The sequence below is a fragment of the Kitasatospora sp. HPM-01-4 genome, from assembly GCF_051374625.1.
Classification (GTDB): Bacteria; Actinomycetota; Actinomycetes; order Streptomycetales; family Streptomycetaceae; genus Kitasatospora.
Map to the genome: position 1 here is coordinate 8,321,560 of NZ_JBPQGP010000005.1, position 17,254 is coordinate 8,338,813.

The 17,254-nt window shown below is 72.0% G+C and carries 15 protein-coding genes; 4 read left to right on the forward strand and 11 right to left on the reverse strand.

Annotated elements, in window-relative coordinates; translation table 11 throughout:
* Nucleotides 1–214: 214 nt before the first annotated feature.
* Complete coding sequence (locus tag ACSMTC_RS36130) at nucleotides 215–1,234, reverse strand: LacI family DNA-binding transcriptional regulator (RefSeq protein WP_436563959.1); 1,020 nt, start codon at nucleotides 1,232–1,234, stop codon at nucleotides 215–217.
* Nucleotides 1,235–1,518: 284 nt separating this feature from the next.
* Between ACSMTC_RS36130 and ACSMTC_RS36135 the strand changes: the two genes are divergently transcribed.
* The 3 genes from ACSMTC_RS36135 (at nucleotide 1,519) to ACSMTC_RS36145 (ending at nucleotide 6,223) form a co-directional block, all read left to right on the forward strand.
* Complete coding sequence (locus ACSMTC_RS36135) at nucleotides 1,519–1,764, forward strand: hypothetical protein (RefSeq protein WP_436563960.1); 246 nt, start codon at nucleotides 1,519–1,521, stop codon at nucleotides 1,762–1,764.
* A complete protein-coding gene (locus ACSMTC_RS36140; RefSeq protein WP_436563961.1) occupies nucleotides 1,761–3,647 on the forward strand; it encodes a DUF5107 domain-containing protein in 1,887 nt (628 codons plus the stop codon). The genes ACSMTC_RS36135 and ACSMTC_RS36140 overlap by 4 nt, the downstream gene beginning before the upstream one ends.
* A gap of 107 nt (nucleotides 3,648–3,754) precedes the next feature.
* Entirely contained in the window at nucleotides 3,755–6,223 is a 2,469-nt protein-coding gene (locus tag ACSMTC_RS36145; protein WP_436563962.1) for an RICIN domain-containing protein, read from the forward strand.
* Between the two features lie 335 nt (nucleotides 6,224–6,558).
* Here the strand turns inward: ACSMTC_RS36145 and ACSMTC_RS36150 are convergent, their stop codons facing one another.
* The 9 genes from ACSMTC_RS36150 to ACSMTC_RS36190 all read right to left on the reverse strand — a co-directional run bounded on the left by ACSMTC_RS36150 (nucleotide 6,559) and on the right by ACSMTC_RS36190 (nucleotide 14,601).
* The gene (locus ACSMTC_RS36150) at nucleotides 6,559–7,428 is read right to left on the reverse strand and encodes a hypothetical protein (RefSeq protein ID WP_436563963.1); all 870 of its coding nucleotides are present in this window, start codon (nucleotides 7,426–7,428) and stop codon (nucleotides 6,559–6,561) included.
* A 65-nt stretch (nucleotides 7,429–7,493) separates the two neighbouring features.
* Nucleotides 7,494–8,825: a Dyp-type peroxidase gene (locus ACSMTC_RS36155; RefSeq protein WP_436563964.1), complete on the reverse strand. Its 1,332-nt coding sequence runs from the start codon at nucleotides 8,823–8,825 to the stop codon at nucleotides 7,494–7,496.
* Nucleotides 8,826–8,874: 49 nt separating this feature from the next.
* A complete protein-coding gene (locus ACSMTC_RS36160) occupies nucleotides 8,875–9,888 on the reverse strand; it encodes a hypothetical protein (RefSeq protein WP_436563965.1) in 1,014 nt (337 codons plus the stop codon).
* A 64-nt stretch (nucleotides 9,889–9,952) separates the two neighbouring features.
* A complete protein-coding gene (locus tag ACSMTC_RS36165) occupies nucleotides 9,953–10,486 on the reverse strand; it encodes a hypothetical protein (RefSeq protein WP_436563966.1) in 534 nt (177 codons plus the stop codon).
* 207 nt (nucleotides 10,487–10,693) lie between these two features.
* Nucleotides 10,694–11,284, reverse strand: coding sequence for a TetR/AcrR family transcriptional regulator (locus tag ACSMTC_RS36170; RefSeq protein WP_436563967.1), 591 nt, complete (start codon nucleotides 11,282–11,284; stop codon nucleotides 10,694–10,696).
* Nucleotides 11,285–11,437: 153 nt separating this feature from the next.
* The gene (locus tag ACSMTC_RS36175) at nucleotides 11,438–11,746 is read right to left on the reverse strand and encodes an antibiotic biosynthesis monooxygenase family protein (RefSeq protein ID WP_436563968.1); all 309 of its coding nucleotides are present in this window, start codon (nucleotides 11,744–11,746) and stop codon (nucleotides 11,438–11,440) included.
* 142 nt (nucleotides 11,747–11,888) lie between these two features.
* Nucleotides 11,889–13,601, reverse strand: coding sequence for an urease subunit alpha (locus ACSMTC_RS36180; protein ID WP_436563969.1), 1,713 nt, complete (start codon nucleotides 13,599–13,601; stop codon nucleotides 11,889–11,891).
* Complete coding sequence (gene ureA, locus ACSMTC_RS36185; protein ID WP_436563970.1) at nucleotides 13,598–14,311, reverse strand: urease subunit gamma; 714 nt, start codon at nucleotides 14,309–14,311, stop codon at nucleotides 13,598–13,600. The genes ACSMTC_RS36180 and ureA overlap by 4 nt, the downstream gene beginning before the upstream one ends.
* Nucleotides 14,302–14,601, reverse strand: a complete 300-nt coding sequence (locus ACSMTC_RS36190) for a hypothetical protein (RefSeq protein ID WP_436563971.1) — start codon at nucleotides 14,599–14,601, stop codon at nucleotides 14,302–14,304. Before ACSMTC_RS36190 ends, ureA begins: the two co-directional genes overlap by 10 nt.
* 245 nt (nucleotides 14,602–14,846) lie before the next feature.
* Here ACSMTC_RS36190 and tatA point away from each other — a divergent pair, with 245 nt between their 5' ends.
* Nucleotides 14,847–15,107, forward strand: a complete 261-nt coding sequence (gene tatA / locus ACSMTC_RS36195) for a Sec-independent protein translocase subunit TatA (RefSeq protein WP_436563972.1) — start codon at nucleotides 14,847–14,849, stop codon at nucleotides 15,105–15,107.
* A gap of 214 nt (nucleotides 15,108–15,321) precedes the next feature.
* Here tatA and ACSMTC_RS36200 read toward each other — a convergent pair whose 3' ends face one another.
* Nucleotides 15,322–17,094 (reverse strand): serine/threonine-protein kinase, encoded by a 1,773-nt coding sequence (locus tag ACSMTC_RS36200; RefSeq protein ID WP_436563973.1) that lies wholly within the window; start codon nucleotides 17,092–17,094, stop codon nucleotides 15,322–15,324.
* Nucleotides 17,095–17,254 lie beyond the last annotated feature (160 nt).

Genomic DNA, 17,254 nt, shown 5'->3' on the forward strand with positions numbered 1-17,254 from the left:
CCGCTGAGATCGACGCTCAGGCGCACCCCGGCCCCGGTGGGGGAGGCCGGTACCGCGACGACCCGGCCGGTCGGATCGGTCACCGCGGGTTCCGGTGTGCCGGGGGGAAGCAGAAGGTCGAGGCTCTGGGGTCGGGTCGTGTGCACGACCGGCGACGGGGGTCGTCGACAAGTCGGCTGTCTTTTCGGGGAGTTGGAAGCTCGCACCCGGTGGATCACGGTCCGACGGCCGGCGTGCCGCCGACCGGGCCGGTGCTGTCCCGGACGACCAGCTCGGGGCGCAGCAGTTGAAGCGAGTTGGCCGGGGCGCCCGACCTGGCGAGGGCGCGCAGCAGCAGCTCGATCGCCTCCCGGGCCATCTCCCGCTTGGGGATGGCCACGCTGGTGAGCGCCGGGCGGGCGAGCCTGACGTCGGGGTTGTCGTCGTGGCCGACGATCGAGAGGTCCTGCGGGACGGAGCGCCCCGTGGCCCGGGCCGCCTCCAGGGCGCCGAGGGCGAGGATGTCGTGGGTGGCGAAGAGCGCGGTGGTACCCGGGTCGGCCGCGAGTGCCGCGTTCGCCGCAGTGAAGCCGCCCGCGAGTGTGGGCTCGGGCGCCATGTGGACGGCGCCGTCGGGGACGGTCAGGCCGTCCGCGGCGAAGGCGCGCCGGAATCCAGCCACGCGCGGGGTGTGGTCGGGGCTGGCGAGGACGGCGACGCGCTGGTGTCCGAGCTCGCGCAGGTGGCGTCCGGCGAGGTAGCCGGCGCGCTCGTAGTCGATGGTGACCACGGCGAACCGGTCCGGGGCCTCGGTCTCCCAGGCGCACAGGGCGACCGGGAAACGGGCCTCGGCCAGCAGCGGAAGGTGGTCGATCAGGTCCCGGTCGCCGGCGATCAGCAGTGCGTCCACAGAGCGGCTGGTCAGACCGGCCAGGTGCCGCTTGGCGCGTCCACCGTCGAGGCGGGTGGTGCACAGCAGCAGGTGGTAGCCGTTCTCGTCCAGGACGTCCTCGACCTCCTCGACGATGTCGGCGTAGAAGGCGCCCGCCACGGTGGGGACGAACAGGCCCACCGTCTTCGTGGCGCCGGTGGCCAGGGACCGGGCCACCAGGTTGGGGGTGTAGCCCAGTTCCTCGACCGCGGCGCGTACCCGCGCCGCGGTCGCCGGGCTGACGGCCCCCCGGCCCCTGATGACGTTGGAGACGGTCTGCTTCGTGACTCCGGCACGCTCGGCCACGTCCTGCATCGTCACCATGGATGGATCCTTCATCTTTACCGGTCAACTGGGGTCAACCGGAACGTAGTCACGGCACCGAGCGCCGTCAAGACCGTTACATCCCGGCACAACAGCCATGTTCAAGCCCACAGCGAGGGCAGGCGGCGCGATTCCGCAGTCACATCCTAGGAGTTCCGACGTGCCTCTTGATTTACCGGTCAACCGGCCCCTAGGGTTCCCAACCAGTTAGCCACGGCCCCGGGTTGGGACCGCCGCTGACGGCACGTCCGTGCGGCTTCTCGCGCCTTGGAGAGGAAACACCCATGGGTAGATCGACCATGTCCGCCGGCCGCGTCGTCGAAGCCGTCACGGCTGATCGTGGCGACGGCGATCCGGCACCCGCCCCGGACGGACCGTCTTCGGGGCCGGTCCACCCGCGTCGCCTCATGGGCCTCGGTGTGCCCGGCCAGGTCCTGGTGGTGCCGCTCTTCCTCGCCCCGATGATCGCGCTCTTCTCCTGGACGGGCACGCGGATCATCCAGGGCATGACGGTTGGGATCGGCACATGACCTCGACGCTCCGCACGGACGTACTCCGGATCGAGAGCACCCCCGATCCGCTCGGCGGCACCCTGCCGATCCTGCACGGCATTCCCCGGCAGACCGGCGCGGGCGTCGGGGTCGACGCCGAGATGCGCCGCAACCTGGCCTACGGGGCGCCGCACACACTGCTACCGTACACCAGGCAGGGCGGCTACGACCGCGTCCGCGCGGAGCGTGAACTGGCCTGCGTGGTGCTGGAGAACGAGATCCTCACCGCGACCTTCCTGCCCTCCCTCGGCGGGCGGCTGTGGTCCCTGGTCCACCGCCCCAGCGGGCGGGAACTCCTGCACCGCAACCGGATCTTCCAGCCGGCCAACCTCGCGCTGCGCGACGCCTGGCTGGCCGGCGGTGTGGAGTGGAACCTCGGCACCACCGGGCACTGGCCGCTGACCTGCGAACCGCTGCACGCCGCGCGCCTGGCCGCTCCGGACGGCACCCCGGTACTGCGCATGTACGCCTTCGAACGGCTGCGGCGCCTGGTCCTGCGGATGGACACCTGGCTGCCCGTCGGCTCCCCGGTGCTCTACGTCCACATCGCCGTGCACAATCCTTCCCCCACCGAGACCCCGGTGTACTGGTGGTCCAACATCGCCGTGCCCGAGCACCCGGGTGTCCGCGTCCTCGGCCCGGCGGACCACGCCTTCCACTGCGACTACGTCAGCGACCTGCGGCGCGTCCCGTTCCCGCGGGTCGAGGGGGCCGATCGCAGCTACCCCGGCCGGGTCCTGCGCGCCGCCGACTACTTCCTCGACATCCCCGACGGCGAACGCCGCTGGATCGCCGCACTGGACGAGACCGGCTCCGGACTGGTCCAGACCTCCACCGGGCGGCTGCGCGGTCGCAAGCTGTTCTGCTGGGGCACCGCCACCGGTGGGAGGCACTGGCAGGAGTGGCTCTCCGGCCCGGACTCCGCCTATCTGGAGATCCAGGCCGGCCTGGCCCGCACCCAGTTGGAGCACCTGCCGCTACCGGCCGGCGCAACCTGGTCGTGGACCGAGGCGTACGGCCTGCTGCGGGCCGATCCCGAGTCCGTACACGGGAGTTGGGGGACCGCCCGATCGGCTGCCGGCGAGGCGCTGGACGCGATGGTCCCGCCGGTGGAACTGGAGCTGGCCGACGCGCTGGCCGCCGAGTTCGGCGAGCCCGAGGAGCTGCTGGTGCAGGGCTGCGGCTGGGCCGCCCTGGAGATCGAGGCAGGCGCGCTGGCCGCCTCTCCCCTGCTGCCCTTCGGAAAGCCCGCCGCGGTCCAGGAACCCTGGCGGCAGCTCCTCGGGACCGGCGCACTCCCGGTGTGCGACCCACCGGCCGAACCGGTCACGGGGGCGCACTGGCGGGCCCTGCTGGAGGACAGCGCCGGGGACTGGCACGCGCTCTACCACCTCGGGCTGCTGCGGCTGGCCGACGGGGAGCGAGTAGCCGCCCGCGAGGCGTTCGAACGCTCGATCGCCGCGCAGATCTCGCCGTGGGCGCTCCGGGCGCTGGCGTTCCTCGCCCCGGACCGGCAGGAGGCCGCAGACCTCATGGTTTCGGCTCATCAACTCGGCGATGACCTGCTGGAGTTGACGATCGAGACGCTGGAGGCCCTACTGCGGGCCGAGCGCCCCGCCCAGGCCCTCGCGCTGATCGAGGAGCTGCCCCCGGTCCAGCGGGAGCACGGAAGGATCAGGCTGGCCGAGGCGAACGCGGCACACACCTCGGGCGACGACGACCGCGTCAGGCGCCTGCTGACCGAAGGCATCCAGGTCGACAACATGCGCGAGGGTGAGGTCTCGCTGGACACGCTCTGGCTCGCCGTCCACCCCGCCCGACCGGTACCACCGCAGTACGACTTCCGCATGGCGGACGGCTGAACCGGCAGCCCTTCCCCCCGCGAGGGCACCACAGACCACTCTCCAGCTCCGCATCCCCCCAGACCGAGGGGTGCAAGGGCGCACCCCTCCACGGAAAAGGAGTACCAGTGTCAGCTCCTCGAAGAAGGCTCGTCAGCGCGTTGACGGCCGCAGCGCTGGCCACCATCGGCACCGGCACGCTGGCAGCCGCCCCGGCGTCCGCCAGGCCGTCCGCCGCCACGTACACGATCTCCGTCGGGACGACCGGCACCTACGCGTACCCGGACGACACGCCGGCCAGTGTCTACACCGACAAGGACGGCACGTTCTACTTCCAGCAGTCGCACTCGCTGTACGGCGCGGCCGACTCCCGGCAGTGGGACTTCTACACCGGCACGGACTTCGACAGCGCCACCAGGTCGGCCGCGATCAGCGACGCGGTCAACCCCGCCAACCCGAACGACCGGAACGACGACACCACCTGGCGGTGCGACAACAGCCCCACCGGCCTGCGGTCCAGCAACGCGCCGCAGGGCTCGGGCTACTCCCAGCGCAACTACTGCGACCTGGTCGGTGTCTGGGCCGACCCCGACACCGGGAACTGGTACGGGCTGGTGCACAACGAGTTCACCCCCCAGCCCTTCGGCGACGGCCTGCACTACGACGCGATCGACTACGCCGTCTCCACCGACCAGGGGAAGACCTGGTCCATCAAGGGCCACGCGATCACCTCCCCCTACAGCACCACCCGAGGGGACGACTCCGCCTTCCCCAACCAGACCTACGACTACGGCGACGGTGACCCCCGGCTGTTCGTCGACACCGCCTCGGGCTACTTCTACGTCTACTACGGCTCGCGGATCATCCCGAAGGGCGGTGTGGGCGGCGGCAACGGCGGCCTGGCACACGTCGCACGCGCCCCCATCTCCGCGAAGATGGCGGCCGGTTCGTGGCAGAAGTGGTACGACGGCACCTGGTCGCAGCCCGGCGAGGGCGGCCTGGAGAGCAACATGGTGCCGGTCACCCCCAGCACGCCGACCGGGTACACCCCGCCCGCCGAGGACTACAGACCGTCCAACACCGGCACCGTCGACCAGCAGGTCGCCGCCGGTCAACTCCCGTCCAAGTCACAGCTGTTCATCATGAACATCTCCTATGACGCCTACCTCGGCCTCTACATCGGCGAACCCGAGGTGGTGTCCGGCACCAAACCGCAGCAGTTCTACGCCACCAAGGATCTCGCCACCCAGAAGTGGACCCTGATCGGCGACAGCGGCGGCTACACCTCCGGCTCCTGGTACCGCTGGATGATCGACAGCGCCAACCGGACCAACTCCACGATCATCGGGAAGACCTTCCGCTCGTACTGCGCCATCGCCTGCGCCACGTCGGACGGCGAGTACGCCGACATCACCATCGGCTCGTCCAAGCCGGCCACCCCGCCGGTCGACCTGACGAAGACGTACCGGATCCGGAACGCCGACGGTCGCGTCCTCGCCCAGGCCACCGGCAGCTCCGCCACCACCTCGTCGGCGAAGCCCACCCGCTCCGCACTGGAGTCCTGGAGCTTCCTGTCCGACGGCGACGGATCGTACCGGATCGTCAACGCCGGAACCGGACGGCTGCTCGGCGTCGACTCCGGCTCGGCGGCCGGCCGGGCCTGGGGCGCCGGCCTGACCGTCACCGTCGCCGCCGGCGGGAACGCCACTGTCGGCCAGCAGTGGTTCATCCTCCCCAGCACTGCCGAGAAGGGCGGGTACCAGCTGGTCAACCGCTACAGCGGCCTGCTCATCGGCATGTCCGGCGACTCGGGCCGGCGCACCGAGACCACACCCGCCCGCTCCTGGACCGACACCAGCGGCGACCCGGTCGGCGGCGGGCGCACCGCCGCCGAGCAGACCCTCGCGTTCACCCCGACCGGGAAGGCTCCCGAGACGATCGTGGTCACCAGCCCCGGCGACCAGTCCGGCACCGTCGGCAGGGCCGCCTCGGTGCAGCTGACCGCGACCGACAACACCGGCAAGCCGCTGACCTTCTCGGCGACCGGCCTGCCCGCCGGACTCTCCATCGGCTCGTCGGGCCTGATCTCCGGGACTCAGACCGGCGCCGGAGTCTCGAACGTCACCGTCACCGCCTCGTCCGGCACCGCCCGTGCCTCGGTCTCCTTCACCTGGACCGTCAACCCCGCTCTCAGCGGGACCCATGTGCTGACCACGGGCGGCAAGGCTCTTGACGACGCCAACCACAGCACCACCGCCGGCAACCGGCTCATCACCTGGAGCGCGAACGGCGGCAGCAACCAGCAGTGGCAGTTCGTCCAGCAGACCGACGGCTCGTACGAACTCGTCAACGGCACCTCGCAGATGTGCGCCGACGTCAGCGGCGGCTCCACCGACGCCGGAGCCGCGGTGATCCAGTGGCCCTGCAGCGGTGCCGCCAACCAGCGCTGGAAGGTCAAGCAGTCGGCCAACGGGTCGTACACCGTCAGCTCGGCCAGGAGCGGACTCCTGCTCACCACCGCCTCGGCCTCCGACGGCGCCCCGGTGACGCAGCAGCCGGACACCGGCTCGCCGCTGCAGCAGTGGTCCATCACCTAAGACCGACCGGCGATAGGGCCCGCGGCGTCGCGTGCCGATAGCTCTCTCCCTCCTTGCCCGCCATCGGGCAGGAGGGGCCCTCGGACGCACATCCCTCGTCGCGCGCAGCGCCGCTGCGCTCTCCTCACGCTGCACGCCCAGACTCGGCTCTCGCCCCTCCCCCAGCCTTCGGCCGGGGGGACCCCCTTCTTCACCCACGCTCCCTATCGCCGGGCGGTCTGAGCCGGGCCCGTGTGAGGGTGCGGGCCTGACGCCGGGTCCCCGGGTGCGGTGGCTCCCGTGGACCCGGCAGGCCACAGCCGTTCTCCCTCGACCGGGATCCCTGTGAACGGCGCTCAGTCCTGCCCCTGGTTCCTGCGGCTGTTGAGTACCGCGGCGATGGGGAGGGCCGCTGCCAGGCCGCTGAGCAGGACTGCGGCGAGTGCGCCGAGGATGGCGGGCTGGTCGGCGAAGGCGATGCCGATCGCGGCGAGCGCGGGCCCGGCGTTGCGTACGGCGGCGACGCCTCCCATGGTGGTGCGGCGCACCGGCGGTCCGGCGGAGAGCAGGGTACCGGTGGTGAAGGCGGCGGCCGCGAGGACGAGCCCGGCCAGCAGGGTGAGCGAGCCGAACAGGGAGAGGACGTCACGCCAGTTGCCGAGAAGCATGCCCGCCAGCACCACCAGGAAGGTCACGTTCGAGACCGCGGCCGCTGCGGGGTGCCATGCCCGTGCGGTGGGTGCCGCGTAGCGGCGCAGCAGCAGACCGACCGCGAAGGGGAGGAGCTGAAGCAGGGCCACGGTTCCCACCAGTGCCGTGATGTCGAGGGAGACTTCCTGGCCGACGTCGGCGGCGCTGAGGATGCCGTTGGCGGTGGGGGCGAAGGTGAGGCTGCCGATGGTGGCGAGTAGCACCTGCATGGCCGCGCCGGCGGCGACGTCGCCGCTCTGCACCATGGCCAGCTTCACCCCGAAGGGTCCGCCCGGTGAGGAAGCGGTCAGGACGAGGGCGATGAACCCCGCGGCGGGCAGGCCGAACAGCGCGCCGATGCCCCAGCCCAGCAGCGGGATGACCGCCAGGTTGGCGAGCAGGGCCAGCGCGAGCAGGCGGATGTCGGTGACGACGCTTCGCAGGGCCTCCACGGTGGTTGCGAGGCCGGCGGCGAACATGGTGGCCGCGATGAAGATCACCGTGATGGCGTTGAACAGCAGATGCAGTGTCTCCATGAGGCGATCCCCTCGGGGCGGTGGGGCGCCTCGGGGCGATGCCGGGGCGCGCCCTCGTCGCGCGGTCAGTCGCGCGGGTCGGCGAGCCAGCGCAGGGCGCGCAGGCCCGGTAGGAAGCAGTACTCGCCGCCGCGGGTGACGACGAACCGCGGCAGCGGAGGCAGGCGTCGGCGCACCGGCCGCCGGGGAACGGTGAAGCCGCCGCTGCCGTCGTGGGCCCCGGTGACGGGGTCTCTGGCGTCGCCGGCGCCGAAGAAGACGCCGTCGTTCATCCACTGGGACTGGACGAACTCGAACTGTCGGCCCGGATGGGCCCCGACGAAGGCGAACATCAGGCCCCGGTCCACCCCGTCGTCCTCCAGGACTCCGTCGGGCAGGGGCGGGCCGTAGGCGGCGCCGCGTCTGATCATGCGGTGCAGGCGCACCTCGCCCGCCACCGAGGCGTCCCGGGGGTTGGCCCGGCGGATGTGGCAGCCGCCAGGGGTGGTGAACCCCGCTGGATCCTCGCGCGCGTACAGGAAGGTGTTGCGCCGGCCGGGGTCGGCGCCGAGGGCGGGGTCGTCGTGCTGCGGGCTGAGTGCCAGCGGAGCTCCGCTGCGCCAGCGGCCCATGATCTTGGCGGCCAGCAGTTCCTCGTCCTGTGGACCGGTGGCGGCCTGGCGCAGGTAGCGGCGGAACGCGGCGACGTCCTGGTGGAGCTTGCGGAAGACCGCGTAGCTGCCGTTGCGTCCCAGCAGTTGCGGCTGCGGTGCCTGGGTGCCGCCGAGTTCGTCCGGGTAGCCGAGCACGAACTCGCCCGCCTTCAGTGGTGCCTCCAGCCGGTTCGACCCCGGGATGCCACTGCCTTCGACGGCCGGGTGGCTGACACCGTCGCGGTAGCCGAAGTGCTCGGTCTCGGTGGGCAGCGCGTGGCAGTCCTGCCGCCAGATCGCGGTCACTCCGGTGAGCTGGTCGTAGGCAGGGCGGGCCCGGTCGATGGCCGCCTCCAGCCGCGCCGCGTCGGGTGCGACCGCCGTGAGCACCACGTGGACGTCCGGCGTCCCCAGGGGCGCCTCCCAGTGCTCGGGGCTGCTTTCGCCGTCATCGCCCAGCGCTTTGGCGCGTGCGGCCATCCCCTGCCGGAACTCCCACGCGAACGTCTCCAACGAGGCGCTGGGCACGCCGAGGACTTCCAGTCCGCGGAAGGTGACCGCGATACTCACCCATGTCTCGCCCGAGGGGCTGACCGGGGCGGCGGCCGAGGTCACCACCGTGCTCGCGCGCCGCATCAGTTCCCGCCCGTGCGCCCGGTCGTCGATGCGGAACACCAGGTAGGCCGCCGCGTACGGGGTCGGCCGGGAGCTGAGCACTCCGCGCTGGATGTCGTCGAGCTCCAGCGCGGGTCGCGCACCGCCCACGGAAATCACCTCCTCGCCGTCGTGCGGTGCCCGACGGCTCGCCGTGGTGCTACCTGGTGACCAGGTTCCGCCAGAAATTGCGCAGGCTCTCATCGCCGCCGAACAAGGAGCTGAAGATCGTGGAGTCGGCGAGAAGGATGTCGCCGGCGCGCCCACCTCCGGGGGGCATCCACAGGAACATGTTGAAGGCGGTGTTGCCGGCTTCGGTGAACGGATGCGGCCTGGATGTGTCGATCGGCTGCCTGGCCAGGACGTGAACGGTGTCCGGCTCGTCCGTCGTCACGGCGTAGTGCGGCAGGTGCTGGTGGAAGTTGAAGTTGGTCACTCCTTCCAGCCAGCCCTTGGCGTCCAGGTCCCTGAACGCGGAGAACGGGGCGATCCTGTTCTGCTCCCGAACGGCGGGCCGCAGCCCGTAGCGGTTCTCCACCGGCACACCGAGTCCGTGCATCACGCCCCGGAGGTATCCGGCGAAGCGCTGCTGCCGGGGGACCAGTGGATCGCCGTGATGGTGGTACTCGACGTCCCGCACCGCCACGTCGTCCGATGCCCCCACGTCGTGGTGGGGTCCGAGGACCAGGCAGGCGTCCTCCCGGCTGAGGAACGCCCGCAGCGCCTCGACCTCACCGGGCTCCGCCTCCTGGCCGGTGACCGTGTGGTCCAGCCCGAACACGAACAGGGTGTCGGTGTCGGCCAGTACCCGCTCGTCGAGCGGGGTGCGGAAACCGGCCTGGTCGATGCGCTGGTACACGGGGACGGGGTGCCCGGTGGTCTCCCGCACGAACTGCTGGAACGGTACCCAGGCCCAGAAGAACAACTCCAGTGAACCCGCGATGCCCTGCTGGAACCTCAGCGGGTCGGACCACTTCGGGTCCTCGTAGGCGGGCCAGGCCACCCGCCGGACCTCGGTCATCGTGGAGAACCGGTTGTCCAGCTCGGCCGGGTTCCTGCCCGCCTCGGCCGGGTAGCTCCACGAGACATAGACGCTCACCCGCCGTCGGCCGGGCGTGGGGGCGCGCGTGATGTGGTTCTGGTTGTAGGTGCGGGCGGTGGTGACCTCGTTCATTCCGCCTCCCCTCGGCTGTGGGCCGACGGCGCGTCAGCCCGCGCTCGGCGCGGGCGGCAGGCTGTCACTGCAACTGGTCGAGCATCTCCGACAGGGCGTTCTTGATCCGAAGCGCCTTCTTGATCTCGTCGGCCGTGACGTAGGGGTACTCCCCGTACTCGATGAAGCTCGGGCAGTGGTGCTCACGCACGAACCTGACGAACGCCTCCGGGTTGGTCTTCCAGTCCTCGGGAAATCCCTCGAGGTTCTCGAAAGCCGTGCTCACCCCCGCCTTGCTGAACAGCGCGACGGCGTCCTCGGTGTACTTGTCGAAATCGGTGTCGAAGATTCCCTGGTACATGAAGCGCGTGTCGTCGTCGAAGAGCACCCAGCGCAGGTAGTGCAGCTTCAGCGGCGCGAGAAGATACGGATCACTCCGCAGTGCGTCGGCCAGGGCGTGGCCGTACTCCCGCATGGCCTCAGCCCGGCCCGGCTTGACCTTCGCGACGATCGTGAAGCCGTAACACGCGGGTGTCTTCGGGAAAATCGGGCCGTACTTCCCCTGTTCGAGCTGGTCGGTCTCCTTGGGGATGACGGCCGCCTGCGGCTTGATCTCCATGTCCGCTCCTCCCGCCATCTGCCGGCCGGGCAGAATCCCCCTCATCGTCGCACTCGGCGTCGCCGTCCGCCTGCGAGCACACGAGGAGCCGGTACGGCCCTCCGCATCCCGACGCGGCTTCTGCCACGCGTCCCCGTGCTGATCGCGGGTGCTGGTTGCCGGGTGCCGCCGGTGCCGGCCTGTCCCGTTCCCGGCGGTCGGCCGGGCTCATGGCCGTGTCGTTGTGGGGACCAGGCCCGCGCGGACGAGTGAGAGGGTGCGCTCGGTGGTGGCCGCCCGGTCGCCACCGGCGTCCACCACGTTCACGGCGGCCTGGAGCAGTCCGCCGACCAGGTGTGCGGTCAGGAGGGGATCCGGGGCGCCGCAGTCCGTGATCGCGGCGAGCAGCGGCGCCGCGTGCTGGTGGTGCAGTTCCCGCACGCGCTCCTGGCACTCCGGTGGCAGGTCCGCCCGCATGAGGGCACTGGCGGGCCGGTGGGCTCCCTGCTCGGCCAGGCGCAGCTCGGCCGTGATGTAGGCCGCGATGCGCTCGACGGGGTCGTTCAGGCCGTGGAGGGCCTGCCGGACGGCCCGGTCGGCGTCGGCGAACGACGACTCCACGATGCTGGCGAGAATGGCGGCACCCGACGGGAAGTACTGGTAGACACTGGAGCGGGCCAGCCCCGCCCGGGCACCGACGGTCGCCGGAGTGACCGCGGCGGCCCCCTGCTCCACGAGGACGTCGATGGCGGCCCCGATCAGAGCCGCTTGCTGCTGGGCGCGGTGCTCGGCCACTGTGGCGGCGCTGATCTTCGGCATTGTCGGCTCTGTCCTCCTGCGCGTGACGGTCGATCTGCCGGCCGTCCGCATAGTGACGACTGCGGACGGCCGACCCCTAGTATCGCCGCGCCGGTGAGGGCCGACAGAGTCGTCCGGCCGAGGACGACCGCAGCCGGACGGAGCGGAGGAGTCTTAGGCGGTGACCTCGGCCACGGTGTGGAAGGCCTCGACGTGCGCCGCGCCGGCGTCCTGCTGCTCGGCCGAGTGACCGTGGGCCGCCTTGAAGGATTCCGAGGACATCCAGGTCCGGAACGCGTCCTCGCCCGTGAACTCCATGACGGCCACGTAGGGTCGACCCTCCGCCTGCGGGCGCAGCAGGGCCGACTTCACCAGGCCGGGCACACCGGGCAGGGTGGCGGTCATGCTCGCGGCGAAGCGCTTCTCGAAGGCGTCGGCCCCCTCGGCGGCGACGTCGATCCGGTTCATGACGGTGTAGGACATGGAAACTCCACGGAATCCGGCGCCGCACCATTTTGGCGACGCACCTGTCGGGATCATAGCCACTTGCCGACACTCGTGTCGGCAAGTGGCCCGCGTGCGCCTGGCCGACGGGCGGATCGGGGCGGGCCGGGGCAGCGCCGGCTCAGAGGAAGTAGAGGCGGTTCAGTGGAACGTCCTGAGCGGGATCGGAGTGCAGGGGAGTGCCGTCCAGGGTGACGAGGCCTCTGCCGGCGTCGACGAGGATCTCGCCGAGGCGGGTGTTGCGAACCAGGTCGGTGGGGCCGATGCCGCGGGTGTGGCGGACGGGGACACGGCGGCGCCGGGTGGTCATCGTGTCGTACGGGCGGGTGCGGGTGCCGGCCTCGGCGGCGGCGCCGCTGACGAATGCGACGGACAGGTCCGCGGGGGTGGCGCCGTGGGCGCCGAACAGGGGGCCCAGGACGAGCGGCTGACAGGTCTCGGTGGCGGCGTTCGGGTCGCCGGTCACGCCGTAGGCGGGGAAGCCGGCCTTGAGGACCATCTGCGGTTTGGCGCCGAACGAGGCGGGCTGCCACAGGACGATGTCGGCGAGTTTGCCGACCTCGATCGAGCCGACCTCGTGGGAGAGCCCGTGTGCGATGGCCGGGTTGATGGTGAGCTTGGCGATGTAGCGCAGCACGCGTTCGTTGTCGTCGCCCGGGCCGTCGCCGTCCATGGGGCCGCGTTCGGCCTTCATCTTGCCGGCCATCGCGAAGGTGCGGCGCACGGTCTCGCCGGCCCGGCCCATGCCCTGGGCGTCGGAGGAGGTGATGCCGATGGCGCCGAGGTCGTGGAGGACGTCCTCGGCGCCCATGGTGCCGGCGCGGATGCGGTCGCGGGCCATGGCGGCGTCGCCGGGCAGGTCGACCTTGAGGGCGTGGACGGAGACGATCATGCCGTAGTGCTCGGCGACCGCGTCACGGCCGAAGGGGAGGGTGGGGTTGGTGGAGGAGCCGATGACGTTGGGGACACCGGCCATCTTCAGGACGTTGGGGACGTGTCCGCCGCCGCAGCCCTCGATGTGGAAGGCGTGGATGGTCCGTCCGTCGAGGACGCGGAGGGTGTCCTCGACGGACAGGCACTCGTTCAATCCGTCGGTGTGCAGGGCGACTTGGACGTCGTAGTCCTCGGCGACGGACAGCGCGGTGTCCAGTGCGCGGGTGTGCGCGCCCATGTCCTCGTGCACCTTGAACCCGCAGGCGCCGCCCTCGGCCAGGGCTTCCACGAGCGGGGCCGGGTGGGAGGACGAACCGCGGCCCAGGAAGCCGATGTTGACGGGCCAGGCGTCGAAGGCGTTGAAGGCGTGCCGCAGTGCCCAGGGGGAGTTGACCCCGACGCCCCAGGCCGGGCCGAACTCCTGGCCGATGATCGTGGTGACGCCGGAGGCGAGCGAGGCCTCCATGATGCGCGGGGACATCAGGTGGACGTGGGTGTCGATGGCGCCGGCGGTGGCGATCAGCCCCTCGCCGGAGACGATCGCCGTCCCGGTGCCGACGACCACGTCGACGCCGTCCAGGGTGTCGGGGTTGCCGGCCCGGCCGATGGCGGCGATCCGGCCGTCCCGGATGCCGATCGAGGTCTTGTGGATGCCCTGGATCGCGTCGATGACCAGCACGTTGCTGATGACGAGGTCGCAGGTGTCGCGGACGGCGGCGGCCTTGAGGTGCAGTCCGTCGCGGGCCGTCTTGCCGAAGCCGACCAGGAACTCGTCGCCAGGCTGCTGGGAGTCGGACTCGACCCGGACGACCAGGCCGCTGTCACCGAGGCGGACCCGGTCCCCGGCCCGCGGGCCGTGCACGGCCGCGTACTCGGAGGCTTCGAAGATGCTGTCGCTCACGCTCTGGTCTCCCGTCCGTCGTTGCCGCTGTCCGCCCCGAGGTAGCCCTGCGCCGCCGCCCGGCGCAGCGCTTCCCGCCGGACCCGGGGCAGGTCCAGCGGGCCGTCGACGAGCCCCGCGAAGCCGATCGCGACCCGCTCGCCGCCGATCGGCACCAGGCTGACCTCGACGGTGGCGCCGGGGTCGAAGCGGACCGAGGAGCCGGCCGGGACGGCGAGGTGGGTGCCGTAGGCGGCTTCACGGTCGAAGGCCAGACGCGGGTTGGCCTCGAAGAAGTGGAAGTGCGAGGTGACCGAGATCGGTACGTCCGAGGTGTTGCGCACGGTCAGGGTGCACGTCGGTTCCCGCTCGGGGCCGGTGTGGCCGTCGGGGATGACGGCGCCCGGCGCGGCCTCGGCCAGGCTGCCGCCGCCGAACGGGTCGGCGACCACGGCCAGTCGGGTGCCGTCGTCGAACACCGCCTCGACGTGGATCTCGGTGACGAGGTCCGGCACTCCCGGCAGGACGTCGTCGGGGCCGAGGGCGGAGCGACCCCGCTCGACGGCCTCGGCCAGCCGCAGTCCGTCCCGGGCCGCTTCGCAGACGGTGTCGGAGATCAGCGCGGTGGCCTCGGGGACGTTGAGCCGCAGGCCGCGGGCGCGGCGGGCTCGGGCGAGTTCGGCCGTGGTGAAGATCAGCAGGCGGTCGCGTTCGGTGGGGGTCAGCTGCACGGTTCCCTCCGGTCGGTGGTTGTGGGGCTGGGATACGGGCCCGTGGAGAAGTCCATGTAGGGGGAGACGAAGGCGTCACTGCAGCCGGCGATCTTGTCCGGGGCCGGCAGGCTGATCTCGACCTCCTTCACCTTCTTGGCGGTCGCGCCGTTCGCCTCGGCGAGTACGAGATGTCGGAGGGCGCGGCCGCCGGGTCGCCGCCGCTGGCGCAGGCGGTCGCCGAGCGCGGTCACACCGGCTCCGGCGGGGGAGTGCGGCTTCGCGCGGCGTGCGCGCGGGGTCAGGGGCACGTGTAACTCCGGTGGTGCTGAGGGTGGATCGGCTTCGGCGGAGGGGACGGGCTCCGGGGGAGCGGTCCGCGCAGGGCCGGTCGGCGGACGGGGCGCGGTCGACCGCGGCATCGCCGGACCTGAACTGTCGCATTGACTGAAAAATCAGTCAAGCTTTACGGTGAGGTCCGCGAACCACCCCGACACGATCTGACCTGCCGAGCGCGCAGCGTCAGCAACGACGACGAAAGGCCGGTGAGGCAGAGGTGTTGCGCAATGGTCTGGAGCCCTGGCACGTCCTGGTGATGGTGGCCGTTCTTGTGCTGCTCTTCGGTTCCAGGAAGCTGCCCGAGATGGCGCGCGGCCTGGGGAAGTCGATGCGCATCCTGAAGGCCGAGGCGGCGGTGATGCGTGAGAACGGCCCTCCGGCCGGCGAAACGGCGTTCCCGCCGCCCGATCTGCCCAAGGCCGAGCCGCCCAAAGCCGGGCAGCCCAAGGCCGAGCCGTCCATAGCCGGGCCGTCCTAGTGACAGCGGGGCCGACCGTCGCCGGCCCCGCTGCGCCCGCACCGGCGCGTGACTCCGCCCGGCGCCCCGGGGTGTGCTGACGGCGAGAGCCGTTCCATGCGGCGGGCCCGCGGGCTTCGATCACGGCGAGGGCCGTCGCTCTGCCTCCGTGCTGCGGAGTCAGGGCGACGGCCCTTGTGCTGCGAGTGGAGCGAGTCGAGTCGTTCGCCGCGGTTCAGCCGTTGCGGTGGTAGTGGTCCACGGAGACCCGGACCGGCCCGTCCGCGTCCGCGGTGGACAGCACCCGGACGACGGCGAGGTTGCGGCCGTCCGGGGAACGGAGGCAGAAGGCGCCGCGCGGTCCGACCGCGCTGAACCGGAGGTCGGCTGCCGGGCGGGTGGCCAGGCCCTCCAGGCACTCGGCGACACCGAGCCCGGCGTCCCGGCCGAGGTAGGTGTCGGCGCCCTCCGGGTGGAGGAACCCGTTCTCGGTACGGCCGACGAACCAGGTCGCGCTGTCGATCGGGACCACCTTGCCCGAGGCGAGGTCGAACTCGTAGCCGGAGTCCGCCGCGGTGAGTTCGACGGCGCGGTAGGCGGCGCTGTAGCCGCCGGTCGGCGCGGAGGCCGAGGGGGAGGTGCCGGACGGTGCGGTGGAAGTCGGCGCGGTGGAGGCCGGCGCGCCGCCGGGCGCGGGCGGAGCGGTCGGTGCGCCGGGCGAGGGGGAATCAGAGGCGTCGGCGGGCGCCGCGTCCACCGCTGCCGGATCGTCGAGCACCAGCGCCATCCCGGCGGCGCCGATGGCCAGGGCGACGGCGGCGGTCAGTGCGGTCCGTCCGAGGGTGCGCCTGCGGCCGGCTCCGTCCGCGGTGCCAGGGCGCGGTGCGGCGGAGGTGGCGGATCCGGACGGTGCCGCGAAGGAGGAAGCCGGCGGTGCCGGCAGGCCCGGGCCGGGGGACAGGGCGGTGAGCGTCGGGGCGTACGTCGAAGCGAGCGTGGCGTCCGGGTACGGCGCGAGCACCGTTTCGGCCGTGTCCCCGCCGGGTCGGGGCACGAGGGCGGTGGGCGCCTCGGCCGGCTCCTGCGGGAGATCGGCGTGCCGGGTGAGCTGGCTGGTGAGCGGGTGCGGAAGCCAGTCCTCACCGAACCTGAGGTGCCCGCCCACCGCCGGGTGGTTCCGGGCCGCGGCGATCACCTCGGCGGTGGTCGGACGGTGTTCGGGCTGCTTGGCGAGGCAGCGCAGGAGCAGCTCGTGCAGGCCTTCCGGGACCCGGCTGAGATCGGGCTCCTCGTGGACGGTCCGGTAGAGGGCCGCGGGGTCCGGTCCGTTTCCGAAGGGCGGGATGCCGCCGGCGACGTGGACGGCGAGGGCCCCGAGGGCATGGACGTCGGTGGCGGGCGTCGCGGCCCGGCCCATGGCCTGCTCGGGAGCCATGTAGGCGGGCGAGCCGATGCGCAGCCCGGCGCCGGTGAGCGCGCTGGCGTCGGCCGCTCGGGCGATCCCGAAGTCGATCACCCGGGGGCCGTCGGCGGCTATGAGGACGTTCCCGGGCTTGAGGTCGCGGTGGACCACCCCGGTGGCGTGGATCGCCTGCAGGGCCTCGGCGATGCCGGCGATCAGCAGCAGGACCGTCCGTTCCGGCAGTGGGCCGAACCGTTGCACCACCTGGTGCAGAGAGGGGCCCGGCACGTAGGTGGTGGCCAGCCAGGGCGTGGCGGTCTCCACGCCCGCGTCGACGACCTGCGCGGTGAACAGCCCGTGGATCCGCCGGGCACTGGCCACCTCCTGGGCGAAACGGGCCCGGAACTCGGGGTCCTCGGCCAGCTCGGGCCGCACCACCTTGAGCGCCACCGGCCGGCCGCCCGGGGTGTACGAGAGGTACACCCGGCCCATGCCGCCGGCGCCGAGCCGTGCGTACAGCCGGTAGCCGCCGACCTCGCGCGGGTCGTCCGCGGTCAGTTCCTGGAAGACCGGCAGCAGGGTGAAGGGGGATCGGTCAGCGGACATGCGGGCTGCCTCTCTCGGCGGACAGGACGGAGGCCGGGGCCGGGCGGGCCCGGCCCCGGCCGTACCGCGATTCGACGGCTTCGCCGCGAGCGGTACGACCGGTGGGAATGCGTGGCCGGTGTGGACGGCACGGCCGGCGCCGCAGAGTTTAGAGGTTTTG

Coding starts and splice junctions, on each gene's coding strand:
- ACSMTC_RS36175 (WP_436563968.1), bottom strand. CDS start 11,746: ATGTCCTACACCGTCATGAACCGGATCGACGTCGCCGCCGAGGGGGCC.
- ACSMTC_RS36140 (WP_436563961.1), top strand. CDS start 1,761: ATGACCTCGACGCTCCGCACGGACGTACTCCGGATCGAGAGCACCCCC.
- ACSMTC_RS36150 (WP_436563963.1), bottom strand. CDS start 7,428: ATGGAGACACTGCATCTGCTGTTCAACGCCATCACGGTGATCTTCATC.
- ACSMTC_RS36165 (WP_436563966.1), bottom strand. CDS start 10,486: ATGGAGATCAAGCCGCAGGCGGCCGTCATCCCCAAGGAGACCGACCAG.
- ACSMTC_RS36200 (WP_436563973.1), bottom strand. CDS start 17,094: ATGTCCGCTGACCGATCCCCCTTCACCCTGCTGCCGGTCTTCCAGGAA.
- ACSMTC_RS36170 (WP_436563967.1), bottom strand. CDS start 11,284: ATGCCGAAGATCAGCGCCGCCACAGTGGCCGAGCACCGCGCCCAGCAG.
- ACSMTC_RS36130 (WP_436563959.1), bottom strand. CDS start 1,234: ATGGTGACGATGCAGGACGTGGCCGAGCGTGCCGGAGTCACGAAGCAG.
- ACSMTC_RS36160 (WP_436563965.1), bottom strand. CDS start 9,888: ATGAACGAGGTCACCACCGCCCGCACCTACAACCAGAACCACATCACG.
- ACSMTC_RS36135 (WP_436563960.1), top strand. CDS start 1,519: ATGGGTAGATCGACCATGTCCGCCGGCCGCGTCGTCGAAGCCGTCACG.